This window comes from Flavobacterium sufflavum, from assembly GCF_004016525.1.
GTDB classification, from domain to species: Bacteria; Bacteroidota; Bacteroidia; order Flavobacteriales; family Flavobacteriaceae; genus Flavobacterium; species Flavobacterium sufflavum.
In genome coordinates this window covers 22,055-37,911 of sequence record NZ_SACJ01000002.1, presented here as the reverse complement: position 1 = coordinate 37,911, position 15,857 = coordinate 22,055, and the positions used below count along the sequence as shown (strand labels likewise).

Genomic DNA, 15,857 nt, shown 5'->3' with positions numbered 1-15,857 from the left:
AAATATTTTCAATCGAATGGATTAGACCAATTTTCGAATAGCCATAATCACACCAATATGAAGTCCTTCGTGAAAATTATTAAACTCCATCGAATCGCGATTGGTTTTTAAAACAAATCCTGTAGATGTTGGATATTCGTTAAAATTTTGGAACAAATTATTGTCAATATCTGTCTCAGTTTGAGCTACTGTTTTGTGTAGTAAAGACAAAATTTCATCTACTTCTTCCTGAGTAGCTACATGCTCGGTTTTAGTTCCTTTTTTGTATTTCTCTATCAATTCTTCAGAAACCATCACAGGCAAACCTGCTAATTTATAAACTAACAATTGCTGTGTAACAACCATATGCCCCACATTCCAAATCAAATTGTTATTAAAACCTGCCGGAACTTTGTTCAATTGCTCTAAAGTAAAACCTTGAATCAACTTAGAAACCATGTTTCTGCTGGTTTTTGTAATCTCTAAAATATCTTTCATTGTATTGAGTTTGTAAATTTTAGCGCAAAAATACTGTTTTTGTACTAAATAAACTTTCTAAGAGTCATCATAATCCCAATATGAAGTCCTTCATGAAAATTATTGTAAGCAATGGCTTCTTCAACGTTTTTCAAATTAAAACCTATTGAAGTTGTATATTCATTATAAGTCTTGAAAATTCCATTATTATAATCGGCAGTTGTTTTATTAATAGTACTTAAAAGTAATTTTTTAATTTCTTCCAACTCTGTTTCGGTTACATCCCGCTTTGGCCTGGAACCATTTTTGTATTTCTCGACCATTTCATCAGCAATCATCATGGGCAAAGCCGATAATTTGTAAACTAAAACCTGCTGGGCGACTATAATATGCCCAATATTCCAAATCAAATTATTATTAAAACCAGGCGGAATTTTATTTAATTGTTCCAAAGTATAATTTTGAAGCATTTCCAAAATCATATTTCTTGACTTGATTGTAGTTTCAAATACTTGTTGCACCTTAATTCGAATTAATAAATTTTCGATAAAATTAAGCATTTAACGTCGTAAATGATTTTTCTTTGCATAAAGAAATAAAAACTATGGCTAACAAAATATACTATCTCGCTTCTTGTGATACTTGTCGAAAAATAATCAAATCATTACCAAAAGATCACAATTTAGTTTTTCACGACATCAAACAAGACCCAATTACTACTGAAGAACTGGAAGAAATGTACGCCCTTTCCGGAAGTTACGAAGCACTTTTTAGCAAAAAAGCACAATTGTACAAATCGATGGGATTAAAAGACAAAGACCTGACCGAGGATGATTTTAAAAAATACATTCTGGAACATTACACTTTCCTGAGTCGCCCGGTTTTTATTATTGATGGCAAAGTTTTCATTGGCAACAGCCAACAAAATATCCTTCAGGTAATGAAAGCATTGGAAAACAAATAATTTCCAATTCCATACAAACCATTAAGAAATTAAGGAATTTTAAGTCTAAACTCTCTTAATTACTTAATGGTTAAACTAATATTTAGACCTTTTCTACTCTGCAAACTGCAAACTGACAACTGAATACTTTTTTAGTATCTTTGAGCACTTTTTAAGAAACAATATGATACAATCTATGACGGGTTTTGGTAAAGCCACTTTGCAATTACCAACCAAAAAAATAACAGTCGAAGTCAAATCTTTAAACAGTAAAGGCTTAGACTTAAATGTACGAATGCCTTCGCTTTACCGCGAAATGGAATTGGGATTGCGTACACAAATTGCCTCAACACTAGAAAGAGGAAAAGTAGATTTTTCTATTTATATCGAAAGTACCGCTGAGCAAACTTCGACTAAAGTCAATGTACCTATTGTAAAAGCCTACATCAACCAGTTAAGAGAAGTGTATGCTGATGCTGATGAAACCGAATTGATGAAAATGGCCGTGCGTATGCCCGACACCATGAAAGTGGAAAGAGAGGAAATTGACGAAAACGAATGGGCTCAGATAAAAAACGTTATCAACGAAAGCTTAAACAACATTCTTTCTTTTAGAAAAGATGAAGGTCTTTCGCTGGAAAAAGAATTCCAATTGCGTATTGGAAACATTCGTCAATACATGAACGATGCGCTGGCTCTTGATCCGGAACGCGTTCAGGCCATCAAAGACCGTTTGCAAACTGCCATTGATGAGTTAAAAGTAAACGTTGACGAAAATCGTTTTGAACAGGAATTAATCTATTACTTAGAAAAATTAGACATCACTGAGGAAAAAGTGCGTTTGACTAATCATTTGGATTATTTCCTGGAAACCATCAACGGAACAGAAGCCAACGGAAGAAAATTAGGTTTCATCACCCAGGAAATGGGACGTGAAATTAACACCATGGGTTCTAAATCCAATCACGCACAAATGCAAAAATTAGTCGTGATGATGAAAGACGAATTAGAAAAAATCAAAGAACAGGTTTTGAATGTTCTATAGACTAATTTAGTCCTTAGTACATAGTCCCTAGAAAAAAACTAAGGACTGAACGCTAAGGACTAAGGACTAATCACTAAATTATGAAAGGAAAATTAATCGTATTCTCGGCACCATCAGGTTCTGGAAAAACAACTATAGTTAGGCATTTATTAAAACAAGAAGACTTGAATTTAGAGTTTTCTATTTCGGCTGCAACCCGTGAAGCCAGAGGCGAAGAAGTAAACGGAAAGGATTACTATTTTATCTCTTTGGACGAATTTAAAAAACATATCAAAAACGAGGATTTCGTAGAATGGGAAGAAGTTTACAGAGATAACTTTTACGGAACTTTAAAAAGTGAAGTAGAACGCATTTGGGCTTTGGGCAAAAATGTGATTTTTGATATTGATGTGGCAGGCGGATTACGCATCAAACATAAATTTCCCGAAGAAACTTTGGCTGTTTTTGTAAAACCACCTAGTGTGGACGAACTAAAAAGACGCTTGAAAGAACGCTCTACCGAAAGCGAAGAAAAAATCAATATGCGTATCGCCAAGGCTCACGTAGAACTGGCAACTGCTCCGCAATTTGATGTGGTTATAAAAAATTATGATTTAGAAGTGGCATTAGAAGAAGCGACTCAATTAGTAAAAGAGTTTGTGAATAAATAGAATTATTACACAAAGATTCGCTAAGAGAAAGCACAGAGATACACAAAAACTTTGTGAATCTTCCTGAAAATCTTTGCGAATCTTTGCGAAACAAAATAATATGAAAATAGGATTGTATTTCGGCACTTTCAACCCCATTCATGTTGGACATCTCATTATAGCCAATCACATGGCTGAGCATTCCGACTTAGATCAGGTGTGGTTAGTGGTTACACCTCACAATCCTTTGAAGAAAAAAAGCACGCTGCTGGACGATTACCATCGCTTGCAAATGGTTTATCTCGCCACCGAAGATTATCCAAAACTAAAACCATCGGATATTGAGTTCAAACTTCCTCAACCTAATTATACGGTAACGACTTTAGTGCATCTGGAAGAGAAATATCCGCATCATCAATTTTCTTTGATTATGGGTGAAGACAATCTAAAGTCTTTCCACAAATGGAAGAATTACGAAGCCATTTTGGCGCATCATGAGATTTATGTGTATCCACGTATTTCTTCGGAAGTTGAAAATTTGGAATTTAAAAACCATCCTAAAATCCGCTTAATTGACGCTCCTGTTGTTGAAATTTCTTCAACTTTTATTCGGGAAAACATCAAATTAGGTAAAAATGTCCGTCCTCTAATTCCCACTAAAGTTTGGGAATATATCGACCATAATTTATTTTATAAAAAGTAAATCATAACTTCAATTTTTAAAACCATATAAGTCATATAAGTTTTTGGCTTTATCTTATCTCTTGCTTATAATTTATATTGTTTTAAAAATAAGATCATATAAGTATTTAGGAATTAAACGATGATGGTTTATGTGAAATAAATTGTCTAACTAACTCAAAACTTTTTTCAACTCTTCTTCGATTTCCTGAGTGGCCAAATTAAAACCCGTATTTTTAGCTGACAAAAGATACACTGAAGTTTCAGGCATTTGATTTGTTTCCCATAGCAATTGCAATTTTTCATTTCGAATAAAAGATTTGGCATTTACATTCCAAGTCACCGCTACACCTGAATTCTTAGAAAGTACATCCAGCATTTCGGACTCTGATGGAATGATGTAATTAGAAACCATTGAAGGTCTTTTTTTATTGAAAACATGCAACCAAAACAATTTTATATGAGGAATTCCGGAATCATGACTGTACCATTTTTGGTCATTTAGCCAATTTTCAATGGCGTTATAATCGCTATTCTTGATGTCCGATTGCAGCTTTGTAGCATCAATGTTTTTTGAACTTACGATGATTTGCCTAATGTCACCCAACTTTTTTTGCAAGGTATCAAAGGTGTCATACTTTTTGGTTACAATAGCAAAATCAATCTTTTTAGCATTTACCAATTCGAAAAGCGCATCATTTTCCTGAAAACTAAAATCAATATAATCGAATTTTGAAATCAAAAGACTGGCCATACTGCTAAACAAATGTTTCGAGATTCCTACCGTAATTAAACGATTGGCATCAAAAGCTTTAGAACGGAAACCATTTTCTACATTTTCTAAACGATCTAAAGCTTCTATAATCAAGTTATTGAGTAACTTAGCGTATTCTGTTGGTTCAACTCCTTTCGATTTTCTATTGAATAATTTATAACCCACATGGGCTTCCAACATAGAAATTTGCTGACTCACCGCTGGCTGACTGATAAATAGTTCTTTGGCTGCCAATGAAAAATTTCCGTTTTTATATACCGATTTAAACGTTCGATACCATTCTAAATTCACCATGATATAAATATATTTATCACAAACATAATTTAAATTATTTTTACTAATAACATATCTGTCCTAAATTTGTAACAACAAAAAAAAAAATCAACTATGAAAAAATTTAAATTATTCAGCATTATAATCTCAGCTGTAGCTTCTTTTACTGCAACAGCACAAAATAAAACACCTATGAAAAAAGTATTATTTGTAGTTACCAGTCACGATAAACTGGGAAATACAGGAGAAAAAACAGGATTTTGGACAGAAGAATTGGCTGCACCTTATTATGAATTAGCCGACAAGGGAATCCAAATTGACATTGCCACTCCTCTGGGCGGACAACCTCCAATTGACCCAAAAAGTGCTGATCCTGCATCAGCCACCGAAGACACCAAAAGATTTGATGCCGACACTGAATTATTGGCTAAACTAAAACACACGTTAAAATTAGCTCATGTTAAAGAAGCCGATTATGATGCCGTTTTTTATCCTGGCGGACACGGCCCATTATGGGACTTAACCAAAGACAGAAATTCGATTACATTGATTGAATCTTTCTACAACAACAATAAACCTATTGCCTTTGTTTGTCACGCACCAGCAGTATTAAAAGACGTAAAAATAAAAGACGAATATTTAGTAAAAGGGAAAAAAGTAACCGGATTTTCAAACACTGAAGAAGCTGCGGTAGGACTGACTAATGTAGTTCCGTTTTTATTAGAAGAGGTACTTCAAGCCAATGGTGGTATTTATTCTAAAACCGAAAACTGGCAACCTTATGCCGTTGAAGATGGCATATTAATTACAGGACAAAATCCAGCCTCATCTAAACTAGTAGCACAAAAATTATTAGAACAATTAAACACTAAAAAATAAGATGTTAAACTTCGAATTATACAATCCTACGAAACTGGTTTTCGGGAAAGGACAAATAAATAAACTATCAGAATTAGTTCCGAAAGCTGCCAAAATTTTATTGGCTTATGGAGGCGGAAGCATTTTTAAAAATGGAATTCACCAACAAGTAATTGAGAATCTTAAAGGATTTGAAATAGTAGAATTTGGCGGAATTGAACCGAATCCGCATTTTGAAACTTTGATGAAAGCGGTTGAAATTATAAAAGCAGAAAAAATAGATTTCATCCTTGCTGTAGGCGGCGGTTCGGTAATTGACGGCGTTAAATTCATTTCGGCTGCCGTACATTATGAAGGTAATCCAATTGATATTCTTCAAAAACATATTTTAATAAAAGAAAATGCGATGCCATTTGGAACAATTCTAACACTTCCGGCAACGGGAAGCGAAATGAATTCGGGATATGTGGTAACGATTAAAGCGACTCAGGAGAAATTAGCCTCTGGCGGAAGCGCTTTATTTCCGCAATTCTCCATTTGTGATCCAACGGTAATTGAATCTTTACCAAAAAGACAATTGCAAAACGGAGTTGTTGATGCTTTTACTCACGTAATGGAACAATATTTAACCTATCCACATGAAGGTTATTTACAAGACCGAATTGCCGAAGGAATTTTGCAAACCTTAATCGAAGTGGGACCAAAAGTAGTAGAGAATCCTGCCGATTATGCGTTGGCTTCTAATTTTATGTGGAGTTGTACGATGGCTTTAAACGGATTAATCGCAAAAGGAGTTCCAACTGACTGGGCAACGCATATGATTGGTCACGAATTAACAGCTTTATACGGAATTGACCATGCGAGAACATTGGCTATTATTGGACCTAATTTATACCGCGTTATATTTGAAACCAAAAAAGAAAAATTAGCCCAATACGGAAAACGTATCTTTAATTTATCGGGAACTGATGACGAAATTGCTAATGAAGCCATCAACAAAACAGTCGCATTTTTCCACACGATGGGAATAGACACTAAATTGTCCCAATACACGGATAACTACAACAAGACTGCTGATTTTATCGTGAACCGTTTTGATGAAAGAGGCTGGAAAGCTATGGGAGAAAAACAAAATATTACTTTGGAAAAACTAAAAGCAATTGTAGAATTAAGTTACTAATTCTTACTTATTTCTAAATCAACAAAAAAGGCGTCTTCGAAATTTCTTAGACGCCTTTTAAATAACACCAAAACTAAATTAACTAATACTAACATTACACTAAACACAAATTATTTATATACAGAAACTTACAACGAAAACAAACTTCTTTTTATTGTATGCTGATAGAAAAAAAAATAAAAACATATTATTCTTCCAATAAACTAAAACCCAATTCCAAACGATAAGTCTTGCTTCATTACTACATTTTTAAGTACTTTTGATTAAACTATAAAAAGATGAGTCAAAATATAAAGTTCGCAGTAATTGGTGGTGGAAGCTGGGCAACAGCCATTACAAAAATGCTCTGCGTCAATCTTTCTGAAGTTTCATGGTATATGCGTAATGAATCGGCAATTGAGCATATAAAAGCGCATAAACACAACCCAAACTACATTAGCTCTGTTGAGTTTGACACCAAAAAGCTAAAACTTACTAATGACATCAACGAAGCTGTTGCTTATGCTGACTATGTTATTTTTGCCATTCCTTCGGCTTTTTTAGATGCCGAATTACAAAAATTAACCGTTTCCCTTAAAGATAAAATCATCTTCTCAGCCATAAAAGGTATTGTTCCCGAAACGAGTTTGATTGTGGGGGAGCATTTTCATTTTCAATACGACATTCCTTATTACAATATTGGCGTAATTACCGGACCTTGCCACGCCGAAGAAGTTGCTTTAGAGCGTTTGTCTTATCTGACTATTGCTTGTGGCGATGCTGAAAAAGCCAAGAATGTAGCTAAAAATCTGGCTGGAAATTACATCAAAACTAAAATTACCGATGATATTATTGGCACCGAATATGCTGCCATGCTTAAAAACATCTATGCTATTGCAGCAGGAATTGCTCATGGTTTAGGCTATGGCGATAACTTCCAATCGGTTTTGATGAGTAATGCCATTCGCGAAATGAAGAAATTCATTCGAAAAGTACACAAGATGAAACGAAACATCAATGATTCGGCTTATTTGGGCGATTTGTTGGTTACAGGATATTCGGTTTTTTCAAGAAATAGAATGTTCGGAAACATGATTGGGAAAGGCTACACCGTAAAAAGTGCCAAGATGGAAATGAGCATGGTTGCCGAAGGTTACTATGCCGCTAAAAGCGCTTACAAACTCAACCAAGGCTATGGTGCCAAAACGCCAATTATAGACGCCGTTCATGAAATTTTATACGAAGGTAAAAATGCCAAAACCGTATTTAAAAAACTGACTGAAAAACTGGATTAGTTTAATCCTGTTTAGATAAAAAAGACCGCAGATTCACAGATTATAAATCTGAATTTGCGGTTTTATTTTATGTATTTGCAGACGAACTTTATTACTACTCATAACAGCTAATCTACAAACTTGTCATTCCGACGAAGGAGGAATCTCTTCAATCTAGGTTTATTCGAACAAATAATTAAGAAATTCTAAATCAGGATTGATAGTTTTAATTAAATCCATCTTTTTCTCCCTGCGCCAACCCTTAATCTCTTTTTCTCTGGCTATTGCTTCCTGAATCCAAGTAAACTTTTCAAAATACAATAAATAACACACCTGATATTTTGAAGCAAAAGTTTTATTCCTTTGTTCTATATTGTCTTTATGCTGTTGCAATCTAATTTTTAGATGATTAGTCACACCTGTGTATAAAACCGTTTTCGCTTTATTGGTAATGATGTAAATGTAATATGTATGATAACCTTCTTGAAATTGCATAGCTCAACTTTGGGTTAATTACTTTGCGGAGATTCCTCCTTCGTCGGAATGACAAGTTTGTGTATTCACTAGCTTCTTTTGACAATCTTTACAGATACAGAATACATCCCAAATCCTCAGGACTATACTAACTATAATTTAGTAGTCTATTATTTAAGTGGATTAAATTTTAATTCAACAACTAATGCGTGTGGTAAAACTTCAAAAATCTTTGTATGTTCATAATGGTTTTTTAAAATATCCATTAGTAAACTATAATAATTCGGACAATCAGTTTTCATTTTATACCCGATATAAACTTCTTCTAAATGCTTTTTATCGAATTCAGATTTCCTATTAAACGAATTAGCAGAAAGTGTTATAGCTCTATATTCTTGTTCATATTTCCAGTCATAATATTTCCAAGAATACTCAAACTGCATTATTAAAAGTTTATGTAGCCCATTTTCATATTGTTTATCTAATTTTTTTGCTTTTAGCCTTTTAATACATTCTTGTAAATTTGAATTATGAGGTTCATAATTTTTTAAATATGATACATGTGTCATTAATTCTGAATCTTTTTTTACTAGAGATTCAGAATTAAACTTCACACAAAAACCTTTATATCTATTTGTGTAATGCCCCCACATTAATGGATTATTGTTTATTAAACTAAAACAACATACTCCAAGATTATCTCTTTCAATTTTAGCTTTCTCCATATCAATTGAACTAGATACAATCTGCTTTTCACGATTCACAAGACAATCGAATGGATCATTAAAATAATTTGGGTTAGAGAAATACAAATAATTATTCAATAAAGAGTTTAGACTATTATCAGAATTGTCAAAAAATTTATATAAATATTTTGGATGTGAAAATTGAATATTATTCTTTGCTATCGAGGTATAATGCTGTACTCCGGTATCAAAAACTCGAAATTGATGCAAATATTCATAATTTTCGATTGCCCATTCTAATTGAAGTTCGTCTTTAAATTTCATGAGTTTCGGATGTAGTATAAGGCATTTAACTTGTTTATAACTTGTCAAAACAAAGTCTTCTATTTTGTTTTGATGACAATGGTATAATTATTTCAACCCAAATATAGAAAATATACTTACAAAACATGAAATAAAAAAACCGCAGATTCACATTTATAATCTGCGGCTCGAGCGATAGCGAATTGGCGAAGCAATTTGCGGTCAATATTTTTTTAGCTAATAGCTTATCGAACAATCACACCATCTACAAACAGAATCGGCACTTCTTCAGTATTGTTTTCGTTAATTGAATTGGCTTTAAATATAAATTTCTTGTCGTACAAAGTGTTTCCAATGAAGAAAGTCAGCATGAATTCGTTATTCAAGGCTAAAACACTTTTCTCTACCATTTCTATTTTCACTACTGAAACAGCAGGAACTTCCACAAAAGCGTGACGCAAAATAGAGGTTTTCTTCATTTCGCCATCGATAGTTCCAAAAGCTTTAGAAACCACCATGGCACTTTCAATGTTAAAATCGCTGTCGTTTACTAAATAAGCGTACCAAACTTTCTCCATAAAATCATCGCTCCATTCCTGAACGGCAGCAATAAATACGTTTTCTACTTCGGGGATTGTAATATCAGCTTTCATATATTAAGTGAAGAGTCCCTACTCCCTAGTCCTTAGCAAAAAATATTTCACTAAGGACTAGGGACTAAGGACCTTTTTTAAAATTATATTATCGATTTGAATTGCTCTAAGAAACGTACATCGTTTTCATAAAACATACGGATGTCTCCAATTTGGTACAACAACATCGCAATACGCTCTACTCCCATTCCAAAAGCAAATCCGTTGTATTCGTCAGGATTGATGCCACAGTTTTTCAAAACATTAGGATCTACCATTCCGCAACCACCAATTTCTAACCAACCTGTTCCTTTAGTAATTCTGTAATCGGTTTCAGTTTTTAATCCCCAATAAATATCAATTTCGGCACTTGGTTCCGTAAACGGGAAATAAGAAGGACGCAAACGGATTTTTGACTTTCCAAACATCTCTTTTGTGAAATACAAAAGCGTTTGTTTCAAATCGGCAAAAGAAACGTCTTTGTCAATATACAATCCTTCCACCTGATGGAAAATACAGTGTGAACGTGATGAAACGGCTTCATTACGAAAAACACGTCCCGGAGAAATGGTTCTGATAGGCGGTTTATTATTCTCCATATAACGCACCTGAACTGATGAAGTATGGGTACGCAATAAAATATCAGGATTGGTCTGGATGAAAAAAGTATCCTGCATATCACGTGCCGGATGGTATTCTGGCAGGTTCAAGGCAGTAAAATTATGCCAATCATCCTCGATTTCCGGACCTTCGGAAACATTAAATCCAATGGTTGAGAAGATATCTATAATTTGGTTTTTCACGATAGAAATAGGATGACGGGAACCTATAGTTATCGGTTCGGCAGCACGGGTCAAATCGCCATAAATCCCTTTAGATTCTTCCTTGCTTTCTAAAGTTTCCTGGATTGATTTTACTTTTTCTTCTGCAGAAGTCTTAAGCAGGTTAATTACCTGACCAAATTCCTTCTTTTGTTCGTTAGGTACATTTTTAAATTCGGCAAAAAATTCTTTTAGAATTCCTTTACTTCCTAAAAACTTAATTCTAAATGATTCTAATTCGGCAGTGTCTTGTGTTGAAAAAGCCTGAGCTTCACCAATATATTCTTTTATCTTATCTATCATTTTCATCCAATAATTGAGAGGGCAAATTTAGGAAAAAGTTGTGAGTTATGAGTTATGAGTTATGAGTTTTTGAAGCAAATCTAAAATCCGTAATCATTACCCTAAAATCACTAATCAATCAGTTGTTTTTCTATGAAATAATTCACGATTGCCTCTTTCATTAAAACGGTTTGCTCTCCGGCCTTCAAAGGCGGCAATTCTTCTTTTACTTTGTAATGTGGCCAGCCATCTTCATCAAAAAATTCGAATTCGTAAAAACCATAAGGCTCTAACAATCGACAAATAGCAATGTGCATCAGGTTTAGCTTCTCATCTTTTTTATATTCACGGTGAAATTTACCTAATTCCTGAACTCCAATTAAAAAAATAATGGCGTCTAAATCTAAATCTTCACCTTGCGAAAATTGATTAGAAAGTATATCGACGAGCTTTTCCCAGCGCTCTTTAAGTTGTGTGTCTCTTGACATTTTTATCAGTTATGAGTTATGAGTTATGAGTTATACCTTCACAAAACATAAAATTATTTTAGGCAAAGATACCAACATAATTCTTTTATCTTTGCTCTTTATTATTTTCTATTTTTACTATGAGTTTTTTAGACATTATTTTAGGCGCTTTACTGGCATTTGCATTGTACAAAGGAATTGCAAACGGACTTTTTCTCGAATTGGCATCCTTTCTTTCCTTAATGATTGGAGTTTATTTTGCCGTGAAATTCTCGGTTATTACCAAGGATATTCTTTCCGGTTTTGTACATTGGAATCCTAACACCATTCAGGTAATTGCTTTCATCCTTACATTTATCCTCGTTGCGATTGGGATTCACTTTTTGGCCAAAATACTTACTGGAATAGCTGATTTTGCGTTTTTAGGTTGGATTAACAAAGCTGGAGGAGGATTATTTCGTATTTTAAAAACGGTATTAATCGTTGGACTTGTCTTTTCTGTTTTCGAAAAAATAAATTACAATCACTTTTTTGCTAAAAAAGAAACGCTTGATAAATCCATTTTTTACAATCCGATTCAAAAAACAGCGGGTTTTATGTATCCTTCTATCACAAAATGGTATGGAGGTTTAAAAAAACAGTAAGCAGCCTTTAGTGTTCAGTTTCCGGCAGCAAAAAAACTGTAAACTAATAACTGAACACTGATTACTATTTACTTCACTTCCTGAATAGCTTCGCTATCAATCCAGCCTTCGGTTCCATCAGTTAATTGGATTTTTTTCCAATTGTCTACTGTTTCCTTTACAAAAACTTTGGTTCCTTCGTGCAAAATTACAACGCTGGCACCTTTGCTTTGAGGTTCGTTTTTTACATCGGTCATTTCAGCAAAAACAATCGCTGGTCTTTCGTTTTTGAAATGACTTTTTTCGAAAATAGCTGAGGAAACACTAATAAGCAACATCAGGAGCATGACAAACATTCCAAAAAAGAATAATCTTTTATTAAGTGTCAATGCTGAAAAATAATAACCTAAAAACGACAGCAAAAAAAAGGCTGAAAAAGCTACCGAAATCCAGGCCCAGGTATTGTAATGATAAATTGCTGTGAAATCACGCAGCAGTTTTGCAAAACCTACTTTAGGCACCACTTTTATCTCATCTACGGTACGCTTTTGGGCAAATCTCAAATTATTGGCAATATCGTTATCCTTAGGATTCAACACCAAAGCTTTTTCGTAATTGTAAATTGCCGGTGCCACTTTGTTTAACTTATAATAGCAATTTCCCAAATTAAAATACAACTCCGCCGATTGTTTCTTATCGCTCAAAACCGAGTTGTAAGCATCAATTGCCTGCTCGTATTTGCCGTTTTTATACAAATCATTCCCTTTTTCAAAGCCATTTTGGGCAAAGAAAACCTGGCTTACCAACAATAATATATAAAGTATGTTTTTCATTTTTTAATGCTCTTTGTGTTTAAGAGTTTAAGAAAGCTGTTTTTCTAAATCAGAAATGATGCTTACTGCTTTTTCATAATCTTTCTGAATAGTTGCACTTGATGAAGGTGCGTATCTTGCAATCTCACAATTTTCGGTAAGTGCAATAAACTCATTTACAGCCTCCGGATTAGCATTTTTAGACAATAAAATCTCTTTGATGTTGTCCTTACTCATTTCTGAGGTTTCAATATGCAATTTAGCCTTCAGGAAATTGTGCATGGCTTTTTCAAGCGCCACATAAAATGGCTCTTTGTTATTGATTTGCTTTTTCGCTTCCGATAAATATTTCTTAGCCAAACGGTTGTTTCTCTTGATTCGGTTTCCAACAACATCGCCGTCAATAGCTTCTTTTTTCTTCTTAGCCAATACAATTATTGGTAATAATCCAAAAGGAATCAACAATAAACTATAGAATAATTTAGACCCAAAGAAATCATTCTGTACAATAGGCTCAAGCGCTGTTTCCAACTTGACATATTTGAATTGCTCATTAGCAACCACCTGATTTTTTTGAACTCCCGAATTAGATGCTATAGCATTAGTAGGCATTGGTCCGTCAAGTACTTTTACAATTATTTCCTTAGAACTAATTGTTTTGTAGCTACCCGAATTCAAATCAAAATAAGAGAACTGCAATGGTTTTATAGGATATTCTCCTTTGTATTGTGGAATAATGGTATAACTATCGGATATTTTTCCGGCCATTCCCGAAAGCGGCGTATTTACTTGTTCGTTATGAACCGCATCATACATTTCTAAAGCATTTGGCACTACCGGTTTTGGCAAAGTAAATAATTTCAAATTCCCTTTCCCGGCTACACTTACCACTAAATCCAGACTTTCTCCGTTTTTAAGTTCGGTTTTGCTTGGAGTTACCCTAAAATCAAAATGTCCTACAGCTCCCGAAAAATCAGCAGGCTTTCCGGCTTCTGGCAATGCTTTTACAGCTATGGTTTTGGCACCGGCAGAAACTCTCTTGCTGTCTTCTTTTATCAGCATTTGTCCAAACATATTTCTACGATTGGTAGGCAACTGTACATCAATATCTAACGAAAGTGGTTCAATTGTCAGCTTTCCTGATTTTTGAGGATATAAAACCGTTTTTTTCAACACAACATAACGGAATTTCTCCCCCTTAAACATGCCTTCTTCGGGAACTAATTGTTTTACATCAATGTTTTGACTCCAAAAATCATTGTACTTAGGTTTACCCAATTCTCTAAAATTGGTAATTCCGATATTATAACTGAAATACAACTTATAAACTACCGTAATAGGCTCGTTCACGTAAGGATTCGTTTTCGAAATATCAGCAACTAAATACAAATTGTTATCTACCGAAACACTGATATCATTAGGATCTTTAGGCTGCTCAATAGCATTGGTAACATTCACCCTCACAGGAGCAGTTTTATAAACCTGGCCGTTGTATTCTATTGTAGCCTGCTTGATAACTAAACTTCCCTTATGATTAGGTATCAAATAGTACGAATATATTTTCTCAAATGAACTCCTTCCGTTAATCCACGACTGACTTACCTGCTGGCTTGGTCCGGCTATAACCCTAAAACCTTCAAAAGAGGGTTCACTAAAATTATCTCCATCAATATTCATTACAAAATCAACACGAAGTCTTTCGTTGAGACCAAGTGTGTTCTTGCTTACTTTGGTTTCAAATTGTACCTGAGCCCAAAGTCCTTGAAAACTTAACAGTATGAATACTAAATATCTTTTCATTTTTTATGCAATCCTTATTCTTTTATTTTGAATACAATTTGTAACCGGTACTACCAGTCTTTTTCTGTTTGAACAGGTCTTCCTTTTACTTTTTTAGCGTTTACCTTATCTTGAATTTTCTTCTCTTCATTATTAACAGCATCCAAAAGATTTTCTAAACGGTCTTTAGAGATTCCTCCAGGCTGTGGTTTAGGCTGCTGATTTGGATCTTGCTTATCTTTTCCGTCTTTCTTATTTTGATCGCCATCTTTTTTATTGTCCTTTTTATCCTTGTCTTTGTCGCCGTCTTTCTTGTCCTGATCCTTCTTATCCTTGTTCTTGTCTTTGTCTTTGTCTTTATTTTTATCTTTATTTTTATCTTTCTTATCCTTATTATCTTTTGGTGGATTTTCTTTTAGCATCTTTTTTGCTAATGCAAAATTGTATCGGGTTTCCTCATCGGTAGGGTTGTTCCTCAAAGCATTTTTATAAGCTTCTACCGCCTGAGTGTAATCTTTCTCTTTCATAAACACATTTCCTAAATTATGAAAGGCTTTGTGTTTTTGAATTCTGGATTTAGCATTTTTCAAGGCTTTTGCATAAGCATATTTCGCCTCAGATGCCTGATTTTGCTTATAGATAGCATTCCCTAGATTGTATGGGGAAACGGAACGATTTGGGAATTTTGAATTCGATATTCTATAATCGGCTTCTGCATCTGAATATTTGCTTTGGCTATACTCCTCATTTGCTTTAGGTAAAGTTTTATCTTTTTCCTGTGCAAAAACCCATCCCAATCCTAGGAACAGGAGTGCAAAAAAAGTAAATCCGTATTTTATAAAATTCTTCATTTTCATTTCTTTATGTTCTTCCCCAAAGGAACTG

Annotated in this window: 19 protein-coding genes; 8 read left to right on the top strand and 11 right to left on the bottom strand. The window is 34.1% G+C overall.

What is annotated here, in order from left to right; genetic code table 11:
- Positions 1-21: 21 nt before the first annotated feature.
- Entirely contained in the window at positions 22-477 is a 456-nt protein-coding gene (locus tag EOD40_RS03100) for a DinB family protein (RefSeq protein WP_128193452.1), read from the bottom strand.
- Positions 478-521: 44 nt separating this feature from the next.
- Positions 522-1,016: a DinB family protein gene (locus EOD40_RS03095; protein ID WP_128193451.1), complete on the bottom strand. Its 495-nt coding sequence runs from the start codon at positions 1,014-1,016 to the stop codon at positions 522-524.
- Positions 1,017-1,060: 44 nt separating this feature from the next.
- On the opposite strand from EOD40_RS03095, the gene EOD40_RS03090 reads away from it, so the two are divergent.
- The 4 genes from EOD40_RS03090 (at position 1,061) to nadD (ending at position 3,776) form a co-directional block, all read left to right on the top strand.
- Entirely contained in the window at positions 1,061-1,420 is a 360-nt protein-coding gene (locus tag EOD40_RS03090; RefSeq protein ID WP_128193450.1) for an arsenate reductase family protein, read from the top strand.
- 163 nt (positions 1,421-1,583) lie between these two features.
- On the top strand, positions 1,584-2,444 hold the full coding sequence (locus tag EOD40_RS03085; protein ID WP_128193449.1) for a YicC/YloC family endoribonuclease: 861 nt from the start codon (positions 1,584-1,586) through the stop codon (positions 2,442-2,444).
- A gap of 77 nt (positions 2,445-2,521) precedes the next feature.
- Complete coding sequence (gmk, locus tag EOD40_RS03080) at positions 2,522-3,094, top strand: guanylate kinase (RefSeq protein WP_128193448.1); 573 nt, start codon at positions 2,522-2,524, stop codon at positions 3,092-3,094.
- Between the two features lie 100 nt (positions 3,095-3,194).
- Positions 3,195-3,776, top strand: a complete 582-nt coding sequence (gene nadD / locus EOD40_RS03075) for a nicotinate (nicotinamide) nucleotide adenylyltransferase (protein ID WP_128193447.1) — start codon at positions 3,195-3,197, stop codon at positions 3,774-3,776.
- A 150-nt stretch (positions 3,777-3,926) separates the two neighbouring features.
- On the opposite strand, the gene EOD40_RS03070 is transcribed toward nadD, so the two are convergent.
- Positions 3,927-4,823 (bottom strand): LysR family transcriptional regulator, encoded by an 897-nt coding sequence (locus EOD40_RS03070; RefSeq protein WP_128193446.1) that lies wholly within the window; start codon positions 4,821-4,823, stop codon positions 3,927-3,929.
- A gap of 93 nt (positions 4,824-4,916) precedes the next feature.
- Between EOD40_RS03070 and EOD40_RS03065 the strand changes: the two genes are divergently transcribed.
- The 3 genes from EOD40_RS03065 (at position 4,917) to EOD40_RS03055 (ending at position 8,114) form a co-directional block, all read left to right on the top strand.
- On the top strand, positions 4,917-5,681 hold the full coding sequence (locus EOD40_RS03065; protein ID WP_164905444.1) for a type 1 glutamine amidotransferase domain-containing protein: 765 nt from the start codon (positions 4,917-4,919) through the stop codon (positions 5,679-5,681).
- 1 nt (position 5,682) lies between these two features.
- On the top strand, positions 5,683-6,840 hold the full coding sequence (locus tag EOD40_RS03060) for an iron-containing alcohol dehydrogenase (RefSeq protein WP_128193445.1): 1,158 nt from the start codon (positions 5,683-5,685) through the stop codon (positions 6,838-6,840).
- Between the two features lie 278 nt (positions 6,841-7,118).
- Positions 7,119-8,114 carry an NAD(P)H-dependent glycerol-3-phosphate dehydrogenase gene (locus EOD40_RS03055; RefSeq protein ID WP_128193444.1) on the top strand — a complete coding sequence of 332 codons (996 nt, stop codon included), beginning with the start codon at positions 7,119-7,121 and terminating at the stop codon, positions 8,112-8,114.
- A 159-nt stretch (positions 8,115-8,273) separates the two neighbouring features.
- On the opposite strand, the gene EOD40_RS03050 is transcribed toward EOD40_RS03055, so the two are convergent.
- The 5 genes from EOD40_RS03050 to EOD40_RS03030 all read right to left on the bottom strand — a co-directional run bounded on the left by EOD40_RS03050 (position 8,274) and on the right by EOD40_RS03030 (position 11,779).
- Positions 8,274-8,588: a GIY-YIG nuclease family protein gene (locus EOD40_RS03050; RefSeq protein ID WP_128193443.1), complete on the bottom strand. Its 315-nt coding sequence runs from the start codon at positions 8,586-8,588 to the stop codon at positions 8,274-8,276.
- A gap of 149 nt (positions 8,589-8,737) precedes the next feature.
- Positions 8,738-9,577 carry a DUF2971 domain-containing protein gene (locus tag EOD40_RS03045; protein WP_128193442.1) on the bottom strand — a complete coding sequence of 280 codons (840 nt, stop codon included), beginning with the start codon at positions 9,575-9,577 and terminating at the stop codon, positions 8,738-8,740.
- 224 nt (positions 9,578-9,801) lie between these two features.
- Positions 9,802-10,209, bottom strand: coding sequence for a hypothetical protein (locus EOD40_RS03040; protein ID WP_128193441.1), 408 nt, complete (start codon positions 10,207-10,209; stop codon positions 9,802-9,804).
- Positions 10,210-10,292: 83 nt separating this feature from the next.
- Positions 10,293-11,312 (bottom strand): phenylalanine--tRNA ligase subunit alpha, encoded by a 1,020-nt coding sequence (gene pheS, locus EOD40_RS03035; RefSeq protein ID WP_128193440.1) that lies wholly within the window; start codon positions 11,310-11,312, stop codon positions 10,293-10,295.
- 110 nt (positions 11,313-11,422) lie between these two features.
- Positions 11,423-11,779 carry a hypothetical protein gene (locus EOD40_RS03030; protein ID WP_128193439.1) on the bottom strand — a complete coding sequence of 119 codons (357 nt, stop codon included), beginning with the start codon at positions 11,777-11,779 and terminating at the stop codon, positions 11,423-11,425.
- Between the two features lie 119 nt (positions 11,780-11,898).
- On the opposite strand from EOD40_RS03030, the gene EOD40_RS03025 reads away from it, so the two are divergent.
- Positions 11,899-12,402, top strand: a complete 504-nt coding sequence (locus EOD40_RS03025; protein ID WP_128193438.1) for a CvpA family protein — start codon at positions 11,899-11,901, stop codon at positions 12,400-12,402.
- 68 nt (positions 12,403-12,470) lie between these two features.
- On the opposite strand, the gene EOD40_RS03020 is transcribed toward EOD40_RS03025, so the two are convergent.
- From EOD40_RS03020 to EOD40_RS03010, 3 genes are read right to left on the bottom strand one after another with little or no spacing between them, the layout of a single operon-like run.
- Entirely contained in the window at positions 12,471-13,214 is a 744-nt protein-coding gene (locus EOD40_RS03020) for a tetratricopeptide repeat protein (protein WP_128193437.1), read from the bottom strand.
- Positions 13,215-13,241: 27 nt separating this feature from the next.
- Positions 13,242-14,993 carry a BatD family protein gene (locus EOD40_RS03015; protein ID WP_128193436.1) on the bottom strand — a complete coding sequence of 584 codons (1,752 nt, stop codon included), beginning with the start codon at positions 14,991-14,993 and terminating at the stop codon, positions 13,242-13,244.
- 50 nt (positions 14,994-15,043) lie between these two features.
- Positions 15,044-15,823 carry a tetratricopeptide repeat protein gene (locus tag EOD40_RS03010; RefSeq protein WP_128193435.1) on the bottom strand — a complete coding sequence of 260 codons (780 nt, stop codon included), beginning with the start codon at positions 15,821-15,823 and terminating at the stop codon, positions 15,044-15,046.
- Positions 15,824-15,857: the final 34 nt, after the last annotated feature.

Bases quoted from the DNA above. Each gene is read 5' to 3' on its own strand.
- EOD40_RS03100 (WP_128193452.1), bottom strand. From the start codon at position 477: ATGAAAGATATTTTAGAGATTACAAAAACCAGCAGAAACATGGTTTCT.
- EOD40_RS03095 (WP_128193451.1), bottom strand. From the start codon at position 1,016: ATGCTTAATTTTATCGAAAATTTATTAATTCGAATTAAGGTGCAACAA.
- EOD40_RS03090 (WP_128193450.1), top strand. From the start codon at position 1,061: ATGGCTAACAAAATATACTATCTCGCTTCTTGTGATACTTGTCGAAAA.
- EOD40_RS03085 (WP_128193449.1), top strand. From the start codon at position 1,584: ATGATACAATCTATGACGGGTTTTGGTAAAGCCACTTTGCAATTACCA.
- nadD (WP_128193447.1), top strand. From the start codon at position 3,195: ATGAAAATAGGATTGTATTTCGGCACTTTCAACCCCATTCATGTTGGA.
- EOD40_RS03070 (WP_128193446.1), bottom strand. From the start codon at position 4,823: ATGGTGAATTTAGAATGGTATCGAACGTTTAAATCGGTATATAAAAAC.
- EOD40_RS03065 (WP_164905444.1), top strand. From the start codon at position 4,917: ATGAAAAAATTTAAATTATTCAGCATTATAATCTCAGCTGTAGCTTCT.
- EOD40_RS03060 (WP_128193445.1), top strand. From the start codon at position 5,683: ATGTTAAACTTCGAATTATACAATCCTACGAAACTGGTTTTCGGGAAA.
- EOD40_RS03055 (WP_128193444.1), top strand. From the start codon at position 7,119: ATGAGTCAAAATATAAAGTTCGCAGTAATTGGTGGTGGAAGCTGGGCA.
- EOD40_RS03050 (WP_128193443.1), bottom strand. From the start codon at position 8,588: ATGCAATTTCAAGAAGGTTATCATACATATTACATTTACATCATTACC.
- EOD40_RS03045 (WP_128193442.1), bottom strand. From the start codon at position 9,577: ATGAAATTTAAAGACGAACTTCAATTAGAATGGGCAATCGAAAATTAT.
- EOD40_RS03040 (WP_128193441.1), bottom strand. From the start codon at position 10,209: ATGAAAGCTGATATTACAATCCCCGAAGTAGAAAACGTATTTATTGCT.
- pheS (WP_128193440.1), bottom strand. From the start codon at position 11,312: ATGATAGATAAGATAAAAGAATATATTGGTGAAGCTCAGGCTTTTTCA.
- EOD40_RS03030 (WP_128193439.1), bottom strand. From the start codon at position 11,779: ATGTCAAGAGACACACAACTTAAAGAGCGCTGGGAAAAGCTCGTCGAT.
- EOD40_RS03025 (WP_128193438.1), top strand. From the start codon at position 11,899: ATGAGTTTTTTAGACATTATTTTAGGCGCTTTACTGGCATTTGCATTG.
- EOD40_RS03020 (WP_128193437.1), bottom strand. From the start codon at position 13,214: ATGAAAAACATACTTTATATATTATTGTTGGTAAGCCAGGTTTTCTTT.
- EOD40_RS03015 (WP_128193436.1), bottom strand. From the start codon at position 14,993: ATGAAAAGATATTTAGTATTCATACTGTTAAGTTTTCAAGGACTTTGG.
- EOD40_RS03010 (WP_128193435.1), bottom strand. From the start codon at position 15,823: ATGAAGAATTTTATAAAATACGGATTTACTTTTTTTGCACTCCTGTTC.